12 protein-coding genes are annotated in these 21,127 nt (G+C 50.6%); 2 read left to right on the top strand and 10 right to left on the bottom strand.

Annotated features, from left to right (window positions below; translation table 11 throughout):
* Positions 1-60: 60 nt before the first annotated feature.
* The 7 genes from P2H89_RS02815 to P2H89_RS02785 form a co-directional block, all read right to left on the bottom strand.
* Complete coding sequence (locus P2H89_RS02815; RefSeq protein ID WP_275824973.1) at positions 61-708, bottom strand: NAD(P)H-binding protein; 648 nt, start codon at positions 706-708, stop codon at positions 61-63.
* A 7-nt stretch (positions 709-715) separates the two neighbouring features.
* Complete coding sequence (locus P2H89_RS02810) at positions 716-1,621, bottom strand: helix-turn-helix domain-containing protein (RefSeq protein WP_275824972.1); 906 nt, start codon at positions 1,619-1,621, stop codon at positions 716-718.
* 271 nt (positions 1,622-1,892) lie between these two features.
* Entirely contained in the window at positions 1,893-3,869 is a 1,977-nt protein-coding gene (locus P2H89_RS02805) for a sigma 54-interacting response regulator (RefSeq protein WP_275824971.1), read from the bottom strand.
* Between the two features lie 33 nt (positions 3,870-3,902).
* A complete protein-coding gene (locus P2H89_RS02800) occupies positions 3,903-5,882 on the bottom strand; it encodes a histidine kinase dimerization/phosphoacceptor domain -containing protein (protein WP_275824970.1) in 1,980 nt (659 codons plus the stop codon).
* A gap of 168 nt (positions 5,883-6,050) precedes the next feature.
* A complete protein-coding gene (locus P2H89_RS02795) occupies positions 6,051-9,677 on the bottom strand; it encodes a BamA/TamA family outer membrane protein (protein WP_275824969.1) in 3,627 nt (1,208 codons plus the stop codon).
* A gap of 20 nt (positions 9,678-9,697) precedes the next feature.
* On the bottom strand, positions 9,698-11,749 hold the full coding sequence (gene ppk1, locus P2H89_RS02790; protein WP_275824968.1) for a polyphosphate kinase 1: 2,052 nt from the start codon (positions 11,747-11,749) through the stop codon (positions 9,698-9,700).
* A 444-nt stretch (positions 11,750-12,193) separates the two neighbouring features.
* On the bottom strand, positions 12,194-13,063 hold the full coding sequence (locus tag P2H89_RS02785) for a helix-turn-helix transcriptional regulator (protein ID WP_275824967.1): 870 nt from the start codon (positions 13,061-13,063) through the stop codon (positions 12,194-12,196).
* A 139-nt stretch (positions 13,064-13,202) separates the two neighbouring features.
* On the opposite strand from P2H89_RS02785, the gene P2H89_RS02780 reads away from it, so the two are divergent.
* Both P2H89_RS02780 and P2H89_RS02775 read left to right on the top strand, forming a co-directional pair.
* Positions 13,203-13,997, top strand: a complete 795-nt coding sequence (locus tag P2H89_RS02780) for a HipA family kinase (RefSeq protein WP_275824966.1) — start codon at positions 13,203-13,205, stop codon at positions 13,995-13,997.
* A complete protein-coding gene (locus P2H89_RS02775) occupies positions 13,975-14,358 on the top strand; it encodes a DUF3037 domain-containing protein (RefSeq protein ID WP_275824965.1) in 384 nt (127 codons plus the stop codon). The genes P2H89_RS02780 and P2H89_RS02775 overlap by 23 nt, the downstream gene beginning before the upstream one ends.
* 8 nt (positions 14,359-14,366) lie before the next feature.
* Here P2H89_RS02775 and P2H89_RS02770 read toward each other — a convergent pair whose 3' ends face one another.
* Genes P2H89_RS02770 through P2H89_RS02760 form a run of 3 tightly spaced genes read right to left on the bottom strand, consistent with a single transcriptional unit; the run spans position 14,367 to position 21,124 of the window.
* A complete protein-coding gene (locus P2H89_RS02770; protein ID WP_275824964.1) occupies positions 14,367-15,245 on the bottom strand; it encodes a hypothetical protein in 879 nt (292 codons plus the stop codon).
* 51 nt (positions 15,246-15,296) lie between these two features.
* Positions 15,297-19,349: an FtsW/RodA/SpoVE family cell cycle protein gene (locus tag P2H89_RS02765; RefSeq protein WP_275824963.1), complete on the bottom strand. Its 4,053-nt coding sequence runs from the start codon at positions 19,347-19,349 to the stop codon at positions 15,297-15,299.
* 17 nt (positions 19,350-19,366) lie between these two features.
* A complete protein-coding gene (locus tag P2H89_RS02760) occupies positions 19,367-21,124 on the bottom strand; it encodes a serine/threonine-protein kinase (RefSeq protein ID WP_275824962.1) in 1,758 nt (585 codons plus the stop codon).
* Between the last annotated feature and the right edge of the window lie 3 nt (positions 21,125-21,127).

Genomic DNA, 21,127 nt, shown 5'->3' with positions numbered 1-21,127 from the left:
TGCTGGACTACGTTGCCAAACAGCGGGAATAGTTGTATTTCTTATCGATTGATTCGGTATTCAATAGCCAACGGTAAACTGTTGTTGCGTATGCCGGCCTGCTTCTATTTCATCGAACACGGCCACGGCGAAATCCTGTACAGAAATGATGCTTCTTCCCTGTTCGTTGTAAACGGGGCTATGGTCGCTTGTACGATAGTGCGCGGTACGATATCCGGGAACCAATTCGAATGGCGGGGTGATATAGGTCCAGTTGAGGGAGGTTTCGTTTTGAAGGGTGTGCAGGTAGTCGCGATGAGCGGCAGGTACCGGGCGCCAATTTGCGGCAGTTTCGGGTGCATCGACCCATTGCATGGCGGGCGCTATGTACAGCGTGCCGGCATTGCCGATCATTATAAACCTGGCTGCGCCGGCAGTAGTGGCAGCCTGTTGGATGGAAGCAGCCCCAGTGAGAAACAGTTGGTATTGGCGGGTGATATCGGCGCCGGGATGCCAGGCATTGATAGTAACGTCGGTATTGTGCAAGGCGCCGGTAAGTGTTGCGGTATCATAAATGTCGGCTGTTAAGGCTTGTACCCATGGATACCGGGACAATTTTTCTGGCGTACGGGTGATGGCTGTAATGGAATGACCCCGCAGGCGTGCTTCCTGCAGGAGTGCCGTTCCGACAAATCCTGATGCCCCAATGAGGGCAATTTTGTATGACATTTAGGTGCTATGCTTGTGCGAACTGGTAAGCGGTCTGCTTTTTAAAATCGGTAAAACTTTGTCCTGACACATTCTTAAAGAATTTGCTGAAATGAGCTATATCGTCAAAGCCGAGGTGGTAAGCTATTTCTTTCATACTCGAGTCGGAATAAGTAGCGTGCCTTTTGGCTTCCAGCACTATACGCTGTTGTATATGATGGCTGGCCGGAAATCCAGACACTTTCTTCACGATCTCATTGAGGTAGTTGGGTGTTACAGAAAGGTGTTCGGCGTATTCTGTTACCTTCTTAAGGGTTATGAATTTGTTCTCCACGACATTAAAGAATTTCTTTACCAGGTCGGTATTCCTGGTGGGGGGCATAACGTGGGCATTGGTATCAGAATGGCGGGCGAGGTAGATGAGCAATATCTTAAAATAGCCCATGAGTATTTCGGAGCGGAGCAGAAAGAAGTTATTAAATTCTTTTTCCATTTTCAGTATGAGCTGATCCACTTCTGCTGCCGTGTCGCTGTCGAGCGAAGCCACGCGAATGTTGGGAAACGGCGAGGAGTTCTGTTCGTTCAGCCAACCAGCAGTTTTGTCCTGTGCCAGAAACAGGAAGTCGTTGTTAAATGATATAACGTAGCCATTTGCCTGGTCGCCCCCTTTGAACTGGTGCACCTGACCTGGCGCCGCGCAACATATTGTTTTTTCTTCGATGGCATGTTTTTCAAGATCCACCAGGTAGGTGGCCTTTCCCTGCCTGACCCAACTTATCTCATAGTAACTGTGCCGGTGAGGCGCCTGATTCTGCTGCCGGTTCCTTTCCATCCACTCCATGGTGCGGATCTCAAACGGCAGGTTGTTTGACTGGAAGGGAATGCTTCCACTAAGATCGGCTGCGACTTTTACCTGTTGTTTTTCTCGTAACATACGGTTGATTTTGGACTGCTGCCTGGCAAGCACGGGCAGCTATTCACTGATTGTTGCTAATGCCAGTAGTAGGTCAATTTGCAAGCCATTCTCTGCCAATAAGCGCCATTTCCCATTCAATTTCCCGGAAACGAGGTGTGGGCTTGACTTTTCGGAGATGTATACTTTTTGCGCAGCTAAGGGGGACAAGAGTTCGACTCCAACATTTTCGGAGGTTGATTAACAAGCTCCGAAAGTTTTGGAGGGTAATTGGTTACTCAGTAATAGCGACTCAGAGGTTCTCTTTCCTGATGCCCAGTTTAAGCATCCTCGACTCGAGGGTGGTCGGTTTTAGGTTGAGCAGTTGGGCTGCGCCGCCTTCACCCCTGATACGGCCGTTGGCTTTGCGCAACATACTGATAATATATTCCCGCTCGGTCTCGTCCTGGATCTTTTTGATATCCGTAAGAGACTGGGCTTGCGTGAATGGAGCTGCATTGAGGCCCTGACCAGCCCCTGGCAGTATGCCTGTATTCAGTGGGCGCTTCAATGCCAATGGCCTCCCTTCTGCATTGAGGATCACAGTTTGCTCCATGACATTTTCAAGCTCGCGAATATTACCGGGCCAATGCCAGGCCTCCAGTTCGGTCATCATAGCTGGCGTTATTCCCTGAAAATGGCGGTTGTTGCGGCGGCTGGCCAGCAATGCAAAATGGTGGGCCAGGTACTTAATGTCTTCGCGCCGTTCGCGCAGGGCCGGCAGTATCACCGGGAATACATTGAGGCGATAATAGAGATCGAGACGAAAGCGGCCTTCTGCTACTTCCTGTTCGAGGTTGCGGTTGGTTGCCGCGACGATGCGTACGTTGATCTTAAAAGGCGCTTGTCCGCCGATGCGTTCTATTTCTTTCTCCTGTAGTACCCGCAGCAATTTGACCTGAAGCTCCAGGGGCATTTCGCCGATCTCATCGAGGAAGATGGTGCCTCCATTGGCTTGTTCAAATTTTCCGATGCGCCTGTCAAGGGCTCCGGTGAATGCCCCTTTTTCATGTCCAAACAATTCTGATTCGATCAATGTGGGCGGCAGTGCGGCGCAGTTGATCTTAACGAAAGGCATGGCACTCCTTGAAGACTGAAGGTGAATGCAATGCGCTATGCGCTCCTTGCCGGTACCGCTTTCGCCAAGGATGAGTACGGAGGTATCGAGCGGTGCTACCTGCGATACCTGGTCAAGTACGCGCAACAACTGATGGCTGTTGCCAACGATGCCCTCGAACCCGGCTTTGTTTTTGGCAACTGCTGGTGTTACCGGATTTGTTTTGGGTATGCCATTAGCGGCATATCTATTGGGGGAGGCCTTGCCATCGTCAATGATAGTCGCCAGTTCGGCCTTCATTCTCTGCAACAAAGCCAGGTGACCGGCATGCCAGGCATCGGGCTTGCGGCTATACATTGTAATTATGCTGCTGTGTATTTCATCTACCTCCAACGGGAATTGCAACAACGAGTGTTGACCGAAGGTTTCGGCCAGCAGGTTGGTGACGGGGTCCTCACAGCAGACTGTATTAAATGCTTCCTCATTGCGCCAGGCGGGAACAAAATGCTTATTGGCGTTGGGCTGTATACCTGCCCATTCGCTTTGTGACAGCCCGGTGATGGTGATCAACTCGTCGGAACCTAACCACTGGTATTCATCAAATCCAATGCGGAGATAACCCGACAGCTGTACTCTATCATCCTGTACATCCGTTTTACTTACAAGCATAAGATCGGCGGGCAGGTAGGGCTGCAGTATCCTGATGGCTTGTAACAGCTTTTCCATAACACCACCCGACTGTGTCGCGATGGTCTGCAGCTTTTCGTGCAGTATCGCTTCCTGCCTTAAGCCTGCTTCGAGACTATGCTTATGGCGGTAGCGTGCAATATCGAGCGATATCAGTACGTCGCGGGCACGGAATGGCTTTACCAGGAAGCCGTATGGTTCCGTTGCCCTTGCAGCTTCGAGTACCTGCTGATTGGAATTGGCTGAGATGTAGATGAAGGCTATGTGTTGCTCCCGCAACTCATACGCCAGCTGGATTCCCGTTGTTTTGCCTTTTAAATGGATATCGAGTAATACGAACCCTGGTTTGTGCTGCTGTATCAGCTCGCGGGCTTCCACTACTGAAGCGGCAATTCCACAAACCTTATATCCTGCTTTTTCCAGGATCAACTTCAGATCGTTGGCCACTATAAACTCATCCTCTACTATCAGAATTTGCTCTGTCATACAATTCTCTATTCTTGTGTGGGCCTCCATTAATCAAACGGCCACTGCTGCTATTTTTTCTTCGTATAGTGCAGCGACGTCCTCCAATGGGAAACTCACCGCTACAAGTGTTCCCTGCTGCCCCTTCATGGTAAAAGTGCCGTTCAGCTGACGGGCCAACCCCTGCATGAGATTGATACCAAGTGTTCGGCTTGCACTCATGTCGAACCCAACAGGAAGCCCTGCGCCGTTGTCGGAGATCAGCAGCAGGACATGATCGTTTTCGATTTCACGGACGGTGACGGTGATGGATCCCGACTGGTTGCCCGGGAATGCATATTTGATCGCATTGGTGATCGCTTCATTAAGTATAAGGCCCACCGGAACAGCCTGCGACACGTTCAACTCGAGAACAGGCAACTCCAGCAGGAAACGAATACGGTGGTTCACATTGAAATTATCATCGAGGTAGCTGATCAATTCCCTGATGTAATTCTGTATGTCGACAGTAGCCAGTTTATCGCTGTGATAAAGCCGCTGGTGAATGAGGGACATCGCTCTCATACGTTGTTGACTATCGCGAATGGCTATCGCTGCAGACTCATCATCAAGATAGGCAAGTTGGGTATTGAGGAGGCTGATGACGATCTGCAAATTATTGTTGACCCGGTGGTGTATTTCCTTCAGCAGCCATTCCTTTTCCTGCAAGAGTCCGTCTTTTTCCTTTACCAGTTTCTCGAGTGAGCCATTTTTTCGCTGAATCTCGTGCTGCTGGGTTTCGAGACGGCGGCTATTCCGCTGCCGGCTACGGTACCGGCCGTACAGCAAGGCAATGATCACCAATAACAGCGCGATGATCGAAATGGTCACGTTTCTACCGGTTGCCGCTTGCTGTAACTGCGTCTGCTGGTATCTTGTTTCATGCAGCAGAAATTGTATATCGCGTTCCTTTTTATCCGTCTCGTATTTGGCCTGCATCTCTTCGATCTGGCGGCTCCTGGCAGCATTGAACATGGTATCGCTGATGTCCTTATATGCCTGAAAATGTTGTAAGGCCGATCGATAATTACCGGCAGCCGAATCGGCCCGGAACAACAACCACTGTACGTTGCGTTGTGTGGCATGACTACCGAATCCCGGTGTAGCGGAAGCCTGCAGCAAGTAAGGCCTTGCTTTTTCGTACTGGCCGCGATCGCAATAGAAGGCGCCTATATTGTAGTAAGTATTGAAACGCAATACAAATCCATGCGGACTGTACTCTTCCCAATGAACTGCTTCGAGAAAATACTGTTCCGCCTGTTTGTAATCCTTCTGCGACTGGAAGGTTTCGCCCCGCATGGTCGCTGCCAGTTGTTTTACATCTGGTTGAACGGGGGGATAACCGGCGACGGTTTCTTCGATGAGCCGGGATGCTTCTGCTGCGCGATCTACCCTGATCAATGCACTTACGACGCTTGAGGTTACCGTGTACAATTGAAAGGTATCTTTTTGAGGATGCTGTTGCACGCGGGCCAGGGATCGCTGGTGATACTGTAGTGACTTATCAAATTGACCGAGGTCTTTATACACTCCTCCAAGGCGGCCATAATAGCGATTGAGTCTTGCCGAATCGTCAAGGGTCTCTGCGAGGCGCACCGATTCAAGTGCATAGTATAGCGCCTGGCTCAGATCGCCTTTTGCGCGGTAAACGGTGACCAGGTTATCGTATGTTTTCTGCTGCTCTTTTATTCCCTGCTTTACCTGGATGTCGAGAATCTGCTTAAGGAGCGGTTCGCTCTTTTCCACCTGGCCGGGCCGGATGTAATAAATGGCGAGTTTATCGAGTGCAGCTATCTGACCGGCGCTGTCTTTAGCCACTTCCACTTTATGCAATGCCTTCATGAGTGTATCCAGCTGCTGCGCGAAAGCCCCGTTGACTAGTGATCTGGCTGCTGCGGTATTATTATTACGGGACGGCGGGATGGGGCGCTGACGTGCCGTCGCCGAGTTGTGCAACAGTACTGCTATGCAAAATATGATCTGCCATGTGCGCATATAGGGAGCTATCAATCGGGCCGTTGCCGGTGTACTTTCATCAGGAAATGGATTGAGCAGTAACTATCACGGATCAAGGTGGCTGCAAAAATACCACTAATTGATGAGCAACCGGGACAGCTTACTGCTCAAATGAATAATATATGCAGGGCCAGCTTCTATCTATTATCAGAACCGCATGCCCACTACTATGAATGGCAGCCAGCCTTCATTGGACCAACCTGCCAATGCGCGCACTACGATCATTTGGGCTGGCGCAAAGAACAATCCACCCCCTGCTCCGCTATGCCATTTGCGGGATTGCTCATCCTTCTGCCATACACGGCCTACATCGTAGAAGCCAATAAGCCCCATGATGCCCGGCAATACATATCCACCTACTTCTGCGAGTTTTACACGCAACTCAAAGTTATTATAGAGACTATGGTCTCCGGCGAAACGGTATTGCCTGTAACCGAGCAGGTTTTCGTGGCCACCCAGGAAGACGGATTGATAGAAGGTGGTTTTCCCCAGGGTTAACGCACCGCCAATGCGGTTGGCCAGCACGACCGACCCTTTTGCATTAAGCGGTGTATAGAAAGAGAATTCCGGTATCAGCTGGGCAAATGATTTGGAATAGGTATTCAGTCCGGCAAATCCTTGCAGGCGTACGTTGAGGTAGGTACCCCACATGGTGAGTATGGGATTGTTCCTTTTGTCGACTATATAATTAACGATGACACCTGCGTGGGCTTTATCGTCGGCAATGGTGGCGCTGTCGTAGGAACCGATCTCAGATGTATTCTCAATGAAGCGTCCTTTGTTGCCTTCATCGTCGAAACGATACACCTGCGCAGCCGGGCCTACACTGATACTGCTTCCTTTGGTGGTGCCCCAACGCAGCGCAGCCCATGCCTGGTATGTATTGAACCGGGTGCGGTAATATGTTTTAAAGTTGTTGAACTTGATGAACTCCGACTCATTGCCACGGCCAAAGAAGTTGATCGTATTGTTGGGCGCCTTGATGATCGCCTGGGTAATGATATCGGCTTTACCCAGGGCTTGTATAAACTCACCCTTATAATCAATCTTATAGGCTTTGGTAGAAAAGGAATGCGATACCAGCAACTGCTGGAGTCCTGAATATTGCGAGACCTTCGTATAGGGCTTTTTGCGGAATCCCTGCCTGCGCACATGCCTGAAGCCTACGCCAAGGAGGAATCCATCGTCAACGTTGAGGCCAATAGAGGCAAGCGGCTGGGTTACATTGTACAGATCGACGGGATTGAAGGATGTATGGGCACTGTCGTTGGACATGCGTTTGCGCAACCTGCCTTCGCTTCCGGCGAACACGGCGTTGTCTTTTCTTTCGTACAACTTAATGCCACCCCGGCCCTCGGCCACTTCGTATGTTTTACTGCCTTCTCCACCAATGATACGCAGCTTTACTCCGTTATTGGCATTGTTAATCAGGACACTATCATTGCCTTTTGACAGGTAGAGCCTCACTTCCCTGGTAGCGGATGGATCGAAGGTTTTTGTAAATAACTGGTCTTCGGCCTTTCTGCTTTTTGACAGCTTGTTGATCTGTATAGTAATCCCGTTATTGGGCGCATCAGTGATCTTCACCAACTCATGCTTATCGGACACTTTTATATCGACGATCTTATTGAGGAAAGTGTAATAGCGCTTCATGGCTTTGGGCAGATTGTCTCTCCTGTCTTTCAATATCTTCAGGAACTCGTCGTGCCGCATCCGGTAAGCTGCTGCCGGCAACCGCTTCAGGCCCTCTTCCAATACGGAGTCGGTCACCGCGGCTACAAATTCGTTGGTGATGCGCATCCAGTCGTCGTAACCAAACTGCACCAGGAAGCGACCATTGAGGGCGCGGCTTTCCCACAGGATGCCTTCGATGTTGTGGTAATCGCTTTTGAAGCCCTGGAGGAATGGCAACAACCATCTCCATTTGGCCATGCCCGGCACCACGCCATCATTGATGTAAAACACCTGATCACGATCTCTCGGTACGGCCAGGTATTTCTTCCCTTTACCATCTTTTTCGGGATACCAGCGCCATTGGTCTTCGTGCCGGTCCCAATCGCCTACCAGCAGATCAAGCATGCGTGCGCGTAGGTAGAGCGTGCTATCGAAGCTATTGTCGTTGTCTTCATCAACCTTGCGCCGCATTTTGGGCGTGTTGTCGGACTCACCGAGCGGTTCACGTTCTTCGAGCAGGCAAAGCGTGTTGGCGAATGTATTGGTATATATGCCGAGGGCAGTATCAGGTGCTACATAACCGATAATGGGATTGGAATGTGGTATACCCAGCAGGTTGGCGATGGGGGGCACTACCAGCGCTCCGTAGGGATAGTTGGATGACATGTTATCGGAGAGCAGGTCTTTCACAAAGGTTTCGCGCAGCTCTTCGGGCAACAGTACATCGGGATATTTCTCTACGCTGCGCAGCGCCCATTCTTTTCCATCTTTATCCAGCAGGCGCAGTGATTTGGATTGGTGGCCGCCGCCGAGGCGGCTAGGTGTTAATCCGCCTTTTATCTGCGAGATGCGGATAACGGGGAAGGTCGTTTCCGTTGCATAATCCTTGCGGTAGTTTTCGCCAAAGAGCCAGCGATGGGTTTTACCAACACTATCGAACCGGGCGAGGGGCACCATGCTGACGCTATCTTCGGGGATGGCTTTGATGGCCAGTCTTTCAATTTCCTTTACCGGCACATATTCCTGGGTATAGGTGAATGCCGGCTTTATGCCTTCTTCTGTTGAGGTATAATACGTAAACCGCAGATCGTTGTTTGTGAGCAGATCTGCCGTTACAAAGCCAGCCTGGCTGGAGGCAAACAAGGCATTCTTTCCTTTTTTTGCGTAGTTCTTTTTAGCACCAGCCCCACTGACGACCTGTTTTTGTGAGCTTTTAATGAACTGTAATCCGTGCTCATGCCCGGCTACATAAACGAGGTTGGCTACCCGGTCGGAGATCGCGCTGATGTTCTTGATCATCCCCTTGTACAATGGATGTCCCATATCTTCCGGGTTGACGATCGCTTTGCGCAGGATGGGGTACAGCGATCCAATGATGGGTAATGGTATGTAAAGATTCTTATTAACGGCCGTAAAAGGAAAGAGGTGATCGATGATCGAGTAATATCCTCCATGATGTCCATATGACTGAAAGGGGTGGTGTGATGCCAGCAATATTTGCTTGTGCCTGTTCCTGTAGAGGAGCTCTATGATTTTGGCGACCACTTCTTCCTTGCTATTGCAACTGCAGTTTGCTTTGTTGTCTTTGTTATAAGGGAATAGCCACCATTCGCTGTCGAACGCAATGATAGTGAGGTTTTCGCTTACGTTGATCTCCTGCGGATCGGGGCATCCATCGGCCGGCGCCATTTTAAGCAGTGTGTCATTCTGCTGCGCGAGGAATGTTGACTGAGCCTGGATCTTTGCCAATCCATTTTTTCCCATTCTATCCCAATCGTGATTGCCGGGTACAAAATAGACCGATGCCCCGTTGCTTCGCATGGGTGTGAACTGTGAGCGCAGGATATCCTGTGTGCTCTTTTCGTTCTTTGATCCGGGAAGGCCCATGCCTTTAGGATATATATTATCACCAAGGTAAACGACGGATGTTTTTCCATTCTTCACCATTCCGGCTGCCTGTGGTATAAGATGCTTCTGTTCTTTGCTGATCTCCCCTGCATCGCCAATGAGGATGACGCGGTACACGATGCTGTCCTGCGCCTTTGCGAGGAATGCACAGCCAAGAAGAAGGAGGAGGAGGGTATATAATTGTTTTTTCATGTCGGTTGGTTTTTGCCTGGCTATTCCGGAACTCCGGCTACTTTATTATTCAAATACTGATATATGGCTTCCTGCGAACGCAGTGCCGGCGCGGTGACGGCCAATGGACTATTCTGCAAATGGGCGTCGAGCTGCACTGCCTGTACTGTATCTTTTAGCTGTAGTGCGATGATATCTTTTATCTCCTGTTGTATATCCTTATCATATATGGGAAAGCAAACCTCTATACGACGGTAGATATTCCGGTCCATCCAATCGGCAGACCCAAGGTATATTTCCTCACGACCGCCGTTCTGGAATATGAATACCCGCCCATGCTCGAGGTAACGATCGACAATCCTTTTTATCGTGATGTTTTCGCTGAAACCCGGCACTCCTGGCACCAGGCAACATATGCTGCGTACGAGCAGTTGAATGGTTACGCCTGCCTGTGAGGCCTCGTACAGTTTGGTGATCAGCTTTTTTTCTTCGAGGTTATTGAGTTTGATGGTGATGCTGGCGGGCTTTCCCTGTTTTGCCCAGGCAATCTCGCGGTCGATCTTATCGAAGAAGGACCGTTGCAGGTTGAACTGTGCTACCAGCAGGTGCCTGAACTTAATGTTAGCGTTGCCCGATTTCTTCCGTTGGCTGAGGTGTATGAATAGTTGCTCCATTTCGCTGAGCATGGCATAATCGGCCGTCAGCAATATATGGTCGGTATAAAAGCGGGCAGTACTCTCGTTGAGGTTGCCGGTTGCGAGGAGTCCGGCATAATAGGTGCCGAGCTTATCCTTGCGTTTTACCAGGGCGATCTTGGCGTGGACTTTCAGGATGGTTTCGGAATAGATGATCTTCACTCCGGCCGCTTTCATCTTCCGGGCCCAACGTATGTTGTTTGCTTCATCGAACCGGGCCTTGAGCTCTACCAATACGGTTACCTGTTTACCGTTGCGGGCGGCGCTCATGAGGGCCTGTACGATCTTTGAATCGTCGGCCACGCGGTAGAGGGTTACATATATCTCCGATACAGCCGGATCGATGGCTGCTTCATTGAAGTAGCGCAATACGGTGTGGTACGACTGATAAGGCGTGTGAATGATGATATCACGTGCGGTGATGGCATCAAAGATCGAGGTACGCTTGCCATTGAGGGCCGGCATGATAGCTGGCCAGGGCTGGTACTGCGGTACATGACTATTGAGGGGCAGCGATGCCAGGTCTTTCAGGTTGTGGTAGGTACCGCCTGTCACGATGCTGGCATTGGCCAGACCGAACTGCGTGTTGAGCGCCTCGAGGCAATCGGAGGGTATGCCGGGCTGATACAAAAACCGGGTAGCGAATCCAAAGTCGCGCTTCATGATCTGCTTCTCGATCTTTTCGGCCATATCTTCTTCGAAGTCGTCTTCGAGGTTCAGTTCGGCATCGCGGGTGATCTTGAAGTTCCAGGCACCGGTAAGGGTAGCCTGCCTGAATATGTCGGGCAGGTGTTGCTTTATGATGTCTTCGAGGAACACGATATAAGTTGTACCATTTACGGTACATGCCTTGAACCGGGGGAGGTTGTCGGAAGGGGTATTGATGATCGCATACCCAGGTTCCCTGCCCGGGTATTGCAATGCTGCAACGATGTACAGTTTATTGTTGGCCGGGAAAAAGTCGGGACCAATATCGGCCAGCCGTACCGGTTGCAGGAACCCCAGCACCTGCGTATAGAAGTACTCGGTAAGTTGAGGCAATATCGCTTCGGGGATAGGCTGGTTGTAAACGAGTTTGATGCCGTGATGCTCCAGCAGGGGAAGCACGGTGCTGATGGTTTGGCCAAATAACTCCAACTGCCGGTCTATGAGCGACCTGGCTTCTTCCAACGCGGTTGTGTAAGTAAGTTCTTTTCCCGGCTTGGTCTTGTTTATCTTTTGGAGGGCCATGAGCGCCGGCATGCGCACCCGGTAAAACTCATCGAGATTGGAAGAGTAAATAGAAAGGAATTTTATTCGCTCGCCCAATGGTACAGTAGACTTTCCGGCCTCCATCAATACGCGGTGATTGAAGGATAGCCAGCTAAGGTCCCTGCTGAAAAAATCGGTTGTCTGCATAGAAATTAGTACCTGACGGTTTTCAATCAGGCCGGTGGTGCGGGGAACAGCCCTGCTTTATTTGAAGGTACGCTGACGAAACTGCTTTCAAAATTATCTCACGGGTCCTGCAGCAGCAATAGATAAACAAGGGCTACAATTGTATAAATCACCGTTTGCGAGGAAGATATTATACCATGGTTGCCCGATTCTCAAAAGTATAAAGAATCATTAATATGATAAACAAGAAAAGGGCCACTTCCAATGAAGTCAGCCCTTTTTACCCTAACCTAAACAACCAACTACTGTGCTCTGTGACCAGAAATTCTTCTTAACTCATGTGCCCGTCTGTTAAAACAAAGATAACCTGAGCAGGGGCCTCAAGTCAATTCAAAAATTATGGTAATTGTTGTCAATTTTATTGATTGGAGCAATTGCAGCCTGAAAGATGGTGGGAAACGACCACTAACGGACAGCTATTTCCTTCCGGAAATCGGAGAAGCTGGTGCCTGATACGTTCTTGAAGAATTTACTGAAGTGGGCTACATCGTCGAATCCCAGGTGCCAGGCAATCTCTTTCATGCTGACTTCGGAGTAAGCGGCCTGCCGCTTTGCTTCGAGGATGATGCGCTGTTGTATGTGGTGGCTGGCAGGGAATCCCGATACTTTTTTAACCACCTCGTTGAGGTAATTGGGGGTTACGGCCAGTTGATCGGCATAGTCGGCCACCATCTTTTTGGTGGTGTATTGTTGCTCGAGCAGTGAGAGGAATTTCTTGGCCAGCTCTACGTTGCGGGGTTGCTGTGCCTGTGTATCCACGCCTTCGAACTGGCGGGTAAGATAGATGAGGAAAATCTTCAAATACCCCCTCAATATTTCGGAACGCAACAGGAAGAAGTTACTGTATTCCTTCAGCATTTTATCGACCGCTCCTTTCATATCTTCTTCCATTTCGGGTGAGACATGAATGACGGGGGAGTGGGAAAATGTATAAAATAGGCCTGTATTGAAGAGGAGATTGATATTGTCCTCATTGACCGTAATGAAGTCGGCCGTGAACGAAATGACATAGCCATCTACGGGTCCGTTCACTTTCAACTGGTGGATCTGGCCGGGTGTGAGGCAGTAGACGGTATTATTTTCCAGCTCATACTTGTCTACATCGATAAAATGTACTCCGGAGCCACTTTTGACCCAGATGATCACAAAATAACTGTGGCGGTGGGGCAGCTCGTTCTGGTGAAACCTGTTTTGCGCGATCCAATCCATGGTATGGATCTCGAAAGGTGTGTTAGCCGCTGTTTTCCCTATATCCAGTACTGGTGTTACCGCCATTGCTGCCGCTGATTTGGGGATGAAATTAGGAAAATTAAGCGTGATGGTGTTCGTTTGTACAAGTTGAAAATTGGGTTTAATTTGGCAGCAGTTTATGCCGGTGCATTCGGATGTGGTGTATTGGCTTAATCATGTAGTTATGGACAACAGACCTCAATTAAGAACGGTAAATGTGATCCGGTACGTGACGCCCCTGCGCGAAGGGGGGTCTCTGCCTGCTATCGCGGAAGCGGATGATGGCTTTTTATACGTGCTGAAGTTCAGGGGCGCAGGCCAGGGGCCAAAGGCTTTGATCTCTGAACTGATCGGGGGTGAAGTAGCGCGGCTGCTGGGATTTAAGATCCCTGAGATCGTTTTTGCCAACCTCGACACTGCTTTTGGACGCACGGAACCGGATGAAGAGATTCAGGACCTTTTAAAAGCCAGTGTAGGCTTGAACCTGGGCCTGCATTATTTATCGGGATCTATCACCTATGACCCGGCAGTTTTGAAACTGCCTTCACTGCTGGCTTCACACATCGTGTGGCTCGATTGCCTGCTAATGAATGTAGACCGCACGGCCCGCAATACCAATATGCTGGTATGGAATAAAGAGTTGTGGTTGATAGACCATGGCGCCGCGCTGTACTTTCATCACTCCTGGACCAATTGGGAGGAGCATTCCAAAAAGCCTTTTACACAGGTAAAAGACCATGTATTGTTGCCACAGGCAGGAGAGCTGGAAACAGTAGATGCTGCTTTTGCGCCTTTGTTGACGGAAGAGCGGATCAGAAATATTGTAGACCTTGTGCCCGGGGAATGGCTGACGGGCGGCGATGCCGACATCGATGCTGCCGGGCGCCGGGAAGTTTATGTTCAGTTTTTATTGTCGCGGGTAGCCTCCTCCCCGATCTTTGTAAAAGAAGCAATGTATGCAAGAACAACACTTATTTGAGTATGCGGTGATCCGGGTGGTGCCACGCGTTGAGCGGGAGGAATTCCTCAATGTGGGTGTCGTGTTGTATTGCAAGAAACCGTCTTTCCTGCAAGCCAAATATACACTGGACATCGAGCGGCTTCGTGTTTTTTGTCCAAAGCTGGACGTAGAAGAGGTAAAGGCCTATTTATGCGCATTTGAACATATATGCCTGGGATTGCCTGCGGGTGGCCCCATTGCCCGCCTCGATATGGCCTCGCGTTTCCGGTGGCTTACCGCTACCCGCAGTACCGTGGTGCAGTGTTCGAAAGTACATCCTGGCTTTTGTATTGACCCGATGGCTACTTTGGAGAAGTTACATGCCGACCTGGTATTGTGAGTTTTGGGCTAGCTGCCGCCTTTAAAGCGCAGCACTGCCTCTCCGCCTAACTCTATCTGATCACCATCCTGCAGGTGATGGCCTATTCCGTACATATTAAGCTGCTTGATCTTGTCGTCGGTGGTGTGGACCTTGAGTTTATTGCCACTATCGGGCAGGCCACCTTTATCAGGATACAATAAGTATTTATTGTTTTTAGGATCGTAGATGATATACGCGTGGTTGCGGCTTACATGCAGGTTGGCTTTACCCAAGCCTTCATCAAAACCAGCTTCGCCCGACGCCAGGAACACAATGTCATTCAGTTGTATCTTACCTGTAGCCAATTGGGGAGATTTGCTCCGGCCAATATTAAAGCGCAGCTGCTGGTGCGGATCGAGCAGGTATTCGAACTGATCGGTTTGCCCTACCAATACCTGCAGGATGGCCGTTGTATACTTCTCTACCACATGATCGCCTGCGCGGGTTACTTTAATTCCATAGTTGCCCTGTTGTATACAGTTTTCGGGCAGTTGGTCTTTCACGATCTGGAACTCAAAGTACCAGGATGGTTCGAGTTGTATAAAGTGATTCAACAGCTTCCGTTCGAGGTGTTCCGTACGGAACATGCCCGGCTTATCGGCATACAGGGCGATCTTTGCCGCTTCTTCCTGCTCCTGGCTATTGCACAATACATATAGGCGGATGCCCGCTACCGACATACTCTTTTCATCTACATAAGGCTTCAGCGACTGTATGATGAACCTGATGATGGCATCGCGCTTCACAGGCGTTACGGGCACAAAGGTCGATACCGGTTCTTCGGGTGTAGTGGCGACGGTTTCTTCAACAGCTGGCAATTCGGCGATGCCGAAGCTCTTTTTAAGTTTGTTGAACAGGTTCTTCATTGTAATAAGCTTTGTTACCAGCGATGCGGACCTACCACTACGCCGGCTGATTTAGAATGAACTGATATAGGCTCTTTTCGCCAGGATCTTTGCCACGGTGTTTCCCAACAGCACTGCATTGGCCGAACTTTGACCTTCTTCTATACGGATACAGGTAACTGTATAAGATGTTTGATCGGGTGTGGGCGCAAAGAATACGTACCAGCCGTCGGACTCCTTCTCACCTTTGATAATGCGTTCGGGCGTTCCTGTTTTACCGGCCACCTTCATCTCTTTGATCTTATACCTGCCGGTTGTACTGGACTGATCGATCATGAAGCGGCGCAACACACCTGCATAGGCCGTATCCTTCGCCAGTTTAACGGGTTCCTGCAATGGCAGTTGTTTCCCCTCCTGTTGTGTAACGTAGCGCGATGGCTGCAACACACCTCCATTGGCGATGCCACCTGCCATGCGGGCCATCGATGCAGGGGTTGCCGTCAATACACTTTGTCCCCAGGCAAGTCCGGAGAATACACTGCGGTATCTTTTGGTGGTGCCTTTGTAATTGGGATTGTTATATTGTTTGTGGTCTCCGTTCAATACCTCTTCTCTCCAGGCAGCGAGGTCGCCCGACAGTTTGAGTTGGTCACCGGGCAGGGAATAATTATAACCGCCTCTTTGTTCGATGTTCATTCCAGTTGCTTCGTATAAGGCGGCCATTTCCTCTTCGAGGTATTGCTCATTGGCCAACCTGATGAAGAAGATGTTGCTGGAGTTGATGATCGCCTCGCGCATATCCACGAAGGGCACTTTGGGTATAAATGGCTCCTGTTCCTTTTTATTATCCCGGAAGATCTCCTGCCGGAAGATGTCATTATACTTCACTTCGGTTGCCGGCATACCCATTTTATTGAGGCCTGCCATGGCGGTGAGTATCTTGGCAGTTGAACCGGGTGCGGTAGCATACGTCATTCCCAGATCGCGTTCGGTGACGGGCGCCTCCAGGCGTATGCGTTCCCTATCGGGTAATTCCATGAGCTCGGGCGACTGCAGATTGGGCAATGGATTGAGGGCCGAGGCCAGCACGTCGCCTGTTGTGGCATTGAGCACTACTACCGATATGCGTTTGTGGTTAAACAGGCTATTGCGGAGCGAGTCCTGTATCTCCACCTGCAGGGCTGCATCCACCGACAGATAGAGGCTGCGATCCTTATCCCTGATCTTTTTTATTGGCGCCTGGTTGCTATCGACCCCGCTTTTCAATCCTTCTACCAGGGCTGTGTAGTCGTACCGAACCATGGGCACGGTTTTATGGAATGGCCTGGTAAACCTATCGGGCTGGTACAGGGTGTACACAGAGTCCTGTATTTCGCGGTTGATGCCAAATCCCCGCAGGGCGGTTAGGTGGCGTGCTTCGGCAAAATACCCGTTGGCCTGGCCCCAGAACAACCGGGTATTGTAATCGCCCGTCCAGAAATACAAGTGCTCACCAAAAGGATAAAAGCGCCGCACCCTTTTCTGCATCAGCTCCGTGAGTTTTTCTTTGGGGATGCCTGCCTTTTGCAGTGAATCGATATTGTGTTGTATGGCTCCTGCTTCACTGGTGGCGAGGACCAATCCGTTTCGGTCATATACATTACCAGCTGCCAGCAATTTCATCAGCTTATCGATGCGGGGATTGTAGCTATATACTGGTATTCCATTGCGCATGACCACCCGCGCCTGCTTAACGATGTATTTATCCCGATCGACGACCTGCACCATGAGCAGCTTTGCGGCCAGTATGCCTATACCCAGCAGGAAGAAGATGATGCCGGTTGCCAGTACGGGGTCGTAACTTTTCTGGATGCGCTCGCGCTGCACCTCCTGCCCTTCCCGGGCCGAAATACCCGCCACAATGCCCAGGGCGGCCAGGTTGATGATCAGTGATATTTTGCCATAACTGAGAAAAGGAACCGCTACGCCCGTAAGCGGCAGCAAGCCAATAGACCCGCCCGCTATGATGAGTAATTGTATGCCAATGGTGATCGCTATTCCAGCACTGAGGTAAAAGGTGAACGGTTGTCCGGAACGACGTGCTATGAGAAAGGTGCGGTGAATGAGGATGCCGAATAACAACAACACGGCCACGAGGCCCAGCCAGCCAAGTTCTTCCCCAATGCTCGGCAATATCATATCGGTATGCGATGCGGGCATGGTATTGGGGAAACCCTTACCGATGCCCTGGCCGGTAAAACCTCCCGAGGAAAGCGTCCAATAACTGTGAGCAAGGTGATCGCCCCCAAACACATCATTGTTCCATTGACTTAGCCACATTGATTTACGATCGGCAAGGCGCTGGCCGATGCCGGGCACCCGGTCGCCGAAGGCAAATGCGGCTATGACCATGATGATGATGACCGGTGCATCGGCAATTGCCGCGAAGGCTCCAAACCATTTGGTGCTGCGCAGGTGGCCTTTGATCAATGAGGCGATCAACACCAGCACCAGGGCAGCTGCGGTTGCTATCCACCCCGGCAAAAGAGCGAGCAGGATCGCATAACCCGCGCCGGCGGATACCGTCAGCAGCAGGTTGCCGCGCGCGATACTATAAAAGAACAGGAAGGTGAAACATACCACCAATGCCGGTCCCATATCACCCATGAGCAGGTAAAGCATAAGAATGGTGGCTATGCCTGCAAATACACTCCAATTGATATACAAGCGCCACCGTATATCCGAGAAGTTCCGGATATGCTCTTCATTAGCGGCAAAGAAGGCTGCCAGGAAGAACAACAGCAGGTACTTGGTGATCTCACTTGGTTGAAAAGTAAAGCCTCCCAGTTGCAGGTTCACTTTTACGCCACTCCCTTCGGGGCCGGTGCCGATGAATACGGTAAGCAATGCCAGGAGGATGGCCAGCGCGAGCCAGGTCCAGCCTTTCTGCTGATAAATATTCTTTTGCCGGAAATTGAACAATCCATCAAACCACCAGCGGGTATACCACTTGCCGATGTTGACTGTGGCCAGCACGGTATAGCCTGTCAGCCCTGCTGCTATGCCCTGCAGGGTTTGAAAGGCGTGCAGTGAATCGGTAAGCGGGTTTTGTATACTAAATAACGTCAGGAGCGAAATGCCGCAAAGCAATAGGAGGATGGGTAACAGAAAGGCATCGGGCTGGCGTTTCCTGACCGACAATATGAGCTGAACAAGGAAGAAGGCAAGGAGGAGGCCTCCAGCTATCACCTGGTAAAGCATTTTGAACTCTTCGGGCGTACGCACGATCAGCACTCCATCTTCCTTCAATTGCCCATAGATGATCGAACCGATGAGTCGTACTTTATGAGGTTTTGCAGTAAACGTGTAGTAGGCCTTTCCATTGAGTGATGCGATCCCTTTACGGCTGCCAAACTCAAAGCCTGGTTTTAGTGGTAATACGCTGTATCCTGAATCGCGGTTCAGCCCCGCAAAGTTGAATGCCCCTTTCGCATCGGTACGGGCATAACCAATGATACCCGTAAGGGAGTCTTCGTCGAGGGAGGGTATGTGTTCCCTTAACTGCACGAGCACACCCGGCATCGGTTGCCCCTTGTACAGGACCTGCCCCGTCATTTCCTGGTCGCCGTTTGCAATGGTGACCCGCCCTGTTCCCGATGAGGACGCTCCACTCAACAATTCCCTGCTGACGGGGCCGGTTAACTCCTGTACGTATAAAGCAGAATCGAACCCAAGCCTTTGTCGTGATGCCAGTAAGCGCCCGGCAAAATCTGGCCCGCCAATAGTGGGCTGCCAGTCCAATGGGGCGGTGATGGCAAATCCGCTTTTATTCAGTGCGCCAAGGTTATCAGGCTCGCCGGTGGTGAGCAGGCGTGCCGCGAGCGAATCGACCAGTAAACTAATGTCGCGCGGATCGGTGAAGTAACTGCCATCGGCTATCACTTTTCGCAGGCGATCTTTGCTGATGACGCGTTCCAGCTTTACGGCAGCTCCTTCTTTCAATAGTTTGTCGGTACGATCGAGCTGTGGCAGCAATGCCTGGTAGAGCTGATAGAAAAGTATCAGTAGTACGATCGCTGCTCCGGTGAGCAGCAACCATCCTTCTCTGCGGACTGCTTTATTGGTATTGGCTACCTTTTCGGCCATGGATGTTACCTGGTGTTTTATTGTGATCCTTTTACGATCAATTGATCAAATGATACGGTTTGTGCTCCATCAACGCGGAGGCCAAAGTAATTGCCGAAGCCTCCATTATAGGTCAAAGTTTTTTCGAGCCGGTCATTGATGAGAAAACGCAAGCTGCTACCTTGTTTTTCTACAGTCAGCATGTTCATTCCAGCATCGGGCCTGATGATCGACGATGCTGTCCAGTCTACGATCACATTCCATTCGTCTTTCACGAGTGTACCAATTGAATAATAACCATTGGAGGTGATGTAAAAGACGAACCACGCGTCCTGCTGCTGATCGCCGCAGAAATTGAGGCCAAAGGGATCGCCAGCGCTATCGCCCCAATGGGTGGCATTGACCGACATGGTAAAATCCTTATGGGTATCGAGGTTAAACTTTACTGCCGTAGAATAGCTCAGACTATCGGCATACCCTTTCATTACATACTTGCCATCGGCCAGGTTGAATTCGCTGGTCTCATCGCGGCCAATATCCCACACACTGTCTACCGGCTCGCTGAAGTCATTGTAGTAGATACCGTGGTTCAATGCTATACCCGGCTGGTGGTTGTTGGTGGTTGGCTGTTCCTCCACAGTACCCGATGGCGGCTCTACTGTAGGCGACTGAATGACATTTCCGGGTATTTTCTTTTTTCCGCCCACCGAGGCATACTGTATTTCCTGTACCCTCGTTGGCTTAAGATCGGGCCCTTCTGTTTCTGCCGCATTTGCCTGGGACCGTACAAGGGTTGTCCAGGAAAAGAATACTGCGGCGCTGATGAGCAGGAGCACCACTGCAATAAATGTGATGTCCCTTTTCTTAGATGGTGTTGGTTTCGGTGGCGGCACGAATCTTACCGTACGGGTCTCATCGACAGGCGGCGCCCAGGTTCTGATGCCGCGGAGGTCTTCGATAGCTGCCAACTTTAATAGCTGACGTACCTGGACAGGATCGGCGAGGCGGTAAGATCCCTGTTTGGTCATCAGACCTTCCAGCAACATTTGCAAACTGGGCGGCATGGACGTATCGGGCGGCAGTTGTGGTTTGGGGATCGGCGATGCGATCACGCGGTTGATGTGCATGAGCAGGTCGTCCTGCTCATATTCGAATGGCACCACGCCGGTGAGGCATTCATACAATACTACGCCCAGTGAATAATAATCGGTGGGTGTAGACACATTCTTCGACTGATTGAACTGTTCGGGCGATGCGTAGTCGTAAGTAAGCATGGAGGCGCCAGTAACCGTTAATCCATCCGACTGCTCGCGTAACTTGGCGATCCCAAAATCGGTGAGCAGGAAATGGATCTCACCCGTGGGCAGGCGCCGGTACATGATGTTCTCCGGCTTTACATCGCGGTGTACCACTGCATTGGCATGGATGGCATCCAGCGCTTCGGTAAGGTGATGGGCCAACCTGATGACGGTAGGTATATCGAGTGTATTGTGCTTCCTGAGCAGACTGCGCAGGTCGCCTCCTTCGATGAGTTGCATGACAATGTAGGGCAACTCGGCATCGAGGTGTACTTCCAGTATTTTGACGATGTGTTCGTGCTGTATGGATTTCATGATCTCCGACTCGCGTTGAAAGCGGCGCAGCGTATCGGGATCAGTATTGAATGCAAAGTGCTTGATGGCCACCAGTTCGCCGTTGTGGACACTGCGCGCTTTTAACACACGCGCGTTACCCCTGCCCAGCTCGCCGAGGATCTCGTAGCCTTTAAAATATTCTTTAAAGATCGAAGTAGCCATGAT

This window comes from Paraflavitalea sp. CAU 1676 (assembly GCF_029223285.1).
Lineage (GTDB): Bacteria > Bacteroidota > Bacteroidia > Chitinophagales > Chitinophagaceae > Paraflavitalea.
Note: the sequence above shows the minus strand (reverse complement) of the source record. Positions and strands in the feature narration are given on the sequence as shown.

What these genes read in the sequence shown, in the direction of transcription:
- P2H89_RS02775 (WP_275824965.1), top strand. Translation starts at nt 13,975, where the DNA reads ATGCAAGAACAACACTTATTTGAGTATGCGGTGATCCGGGTGGTGCCA.
- ppk1 (WP_275824968.1), bottom strand. Translation starts at nt 11,749, where the DNA reads ATGCAGACAACCGATTTTTTCAGCAGGGACCTTAGCTGGCTATCCTTC.
- P2H89_RS02780 (WP_275824966.1), top strand. Translation starts at nt 13,203, where the DNA reads ATGGACAACAGACCTCAATTAAGAACGGTAAATGTGATCCGGTACGTG.
- P2H89_RS02800 (WP_275824970.1), bottom strand. Translation starts at nt 5,882, where the DNA reads ATGCGCACATGGCAGATCATATTTTGCATAGCAGTACTGTTGCACAAC.
- P2H89_RS02770 (WP_275824964.1), bottom strand. Translation starts at nt 15,245, where the DNA reads ATGAAGAACCTGTTCAACAAACTTAAAAAGAGCTTCGGCATCGCCGAA.
- P2H89_RS02810 (WP_275824972.1), bottom strand. Translation starts at nt 1,621, where the DNA reads ATGTTACGAGAAAAACAACAGGTAAAAGTCGCAGCCGATCTTAGTGGA.
- P2H89_RS02785 (WP_275824967.1), bottom strand. Translation starts at nt 13,063, where the DNA reads ATGGCGGTAACACCAGTACTGGATATAGGGAAAACAGCGGCTAACACA.
- P2H89_RS02805 (WP_275824971.1), bottom strand. Translation starts at nt 3,869, where the DNA reads ATGACAGAGCAAATTCTGATAGTAGAGGATGAGTTTATAGTGGCCAAC.
- P2H89_RS02760 (WP_275824962.1), bottom strand. Translation starts at nt 21,124, where the DNA reads ATGGCTACTTCGATCTTTAAAGAATATTTTAAAGGCTACGAGATCCTC.
- P2H89_RS02815 (WP_275824973.1), bottom strand. Translation starts at nt 708, where the DNA reads ATGTCATACAAAATTGCCCTCATTGGGGCATCAGGATTTGTCGGAACG.
- P2H89_RS02795 (WP_275824969.1), bottom strand. Translation starts at nt 9,677, where the DNA reads ATGAAAAAACAATTATATACCCTCCTCCTCCTTCTTCTTGGCTGTGCA.
- P2H89_RS02765 (WP_275824963.1), bottom strand. Translation starts at nt 19,349, where the DNA reads ATGGCCGAAAAGGTAGCCAATACCAATAAAGCAGTCCGCAGAGAAGGA.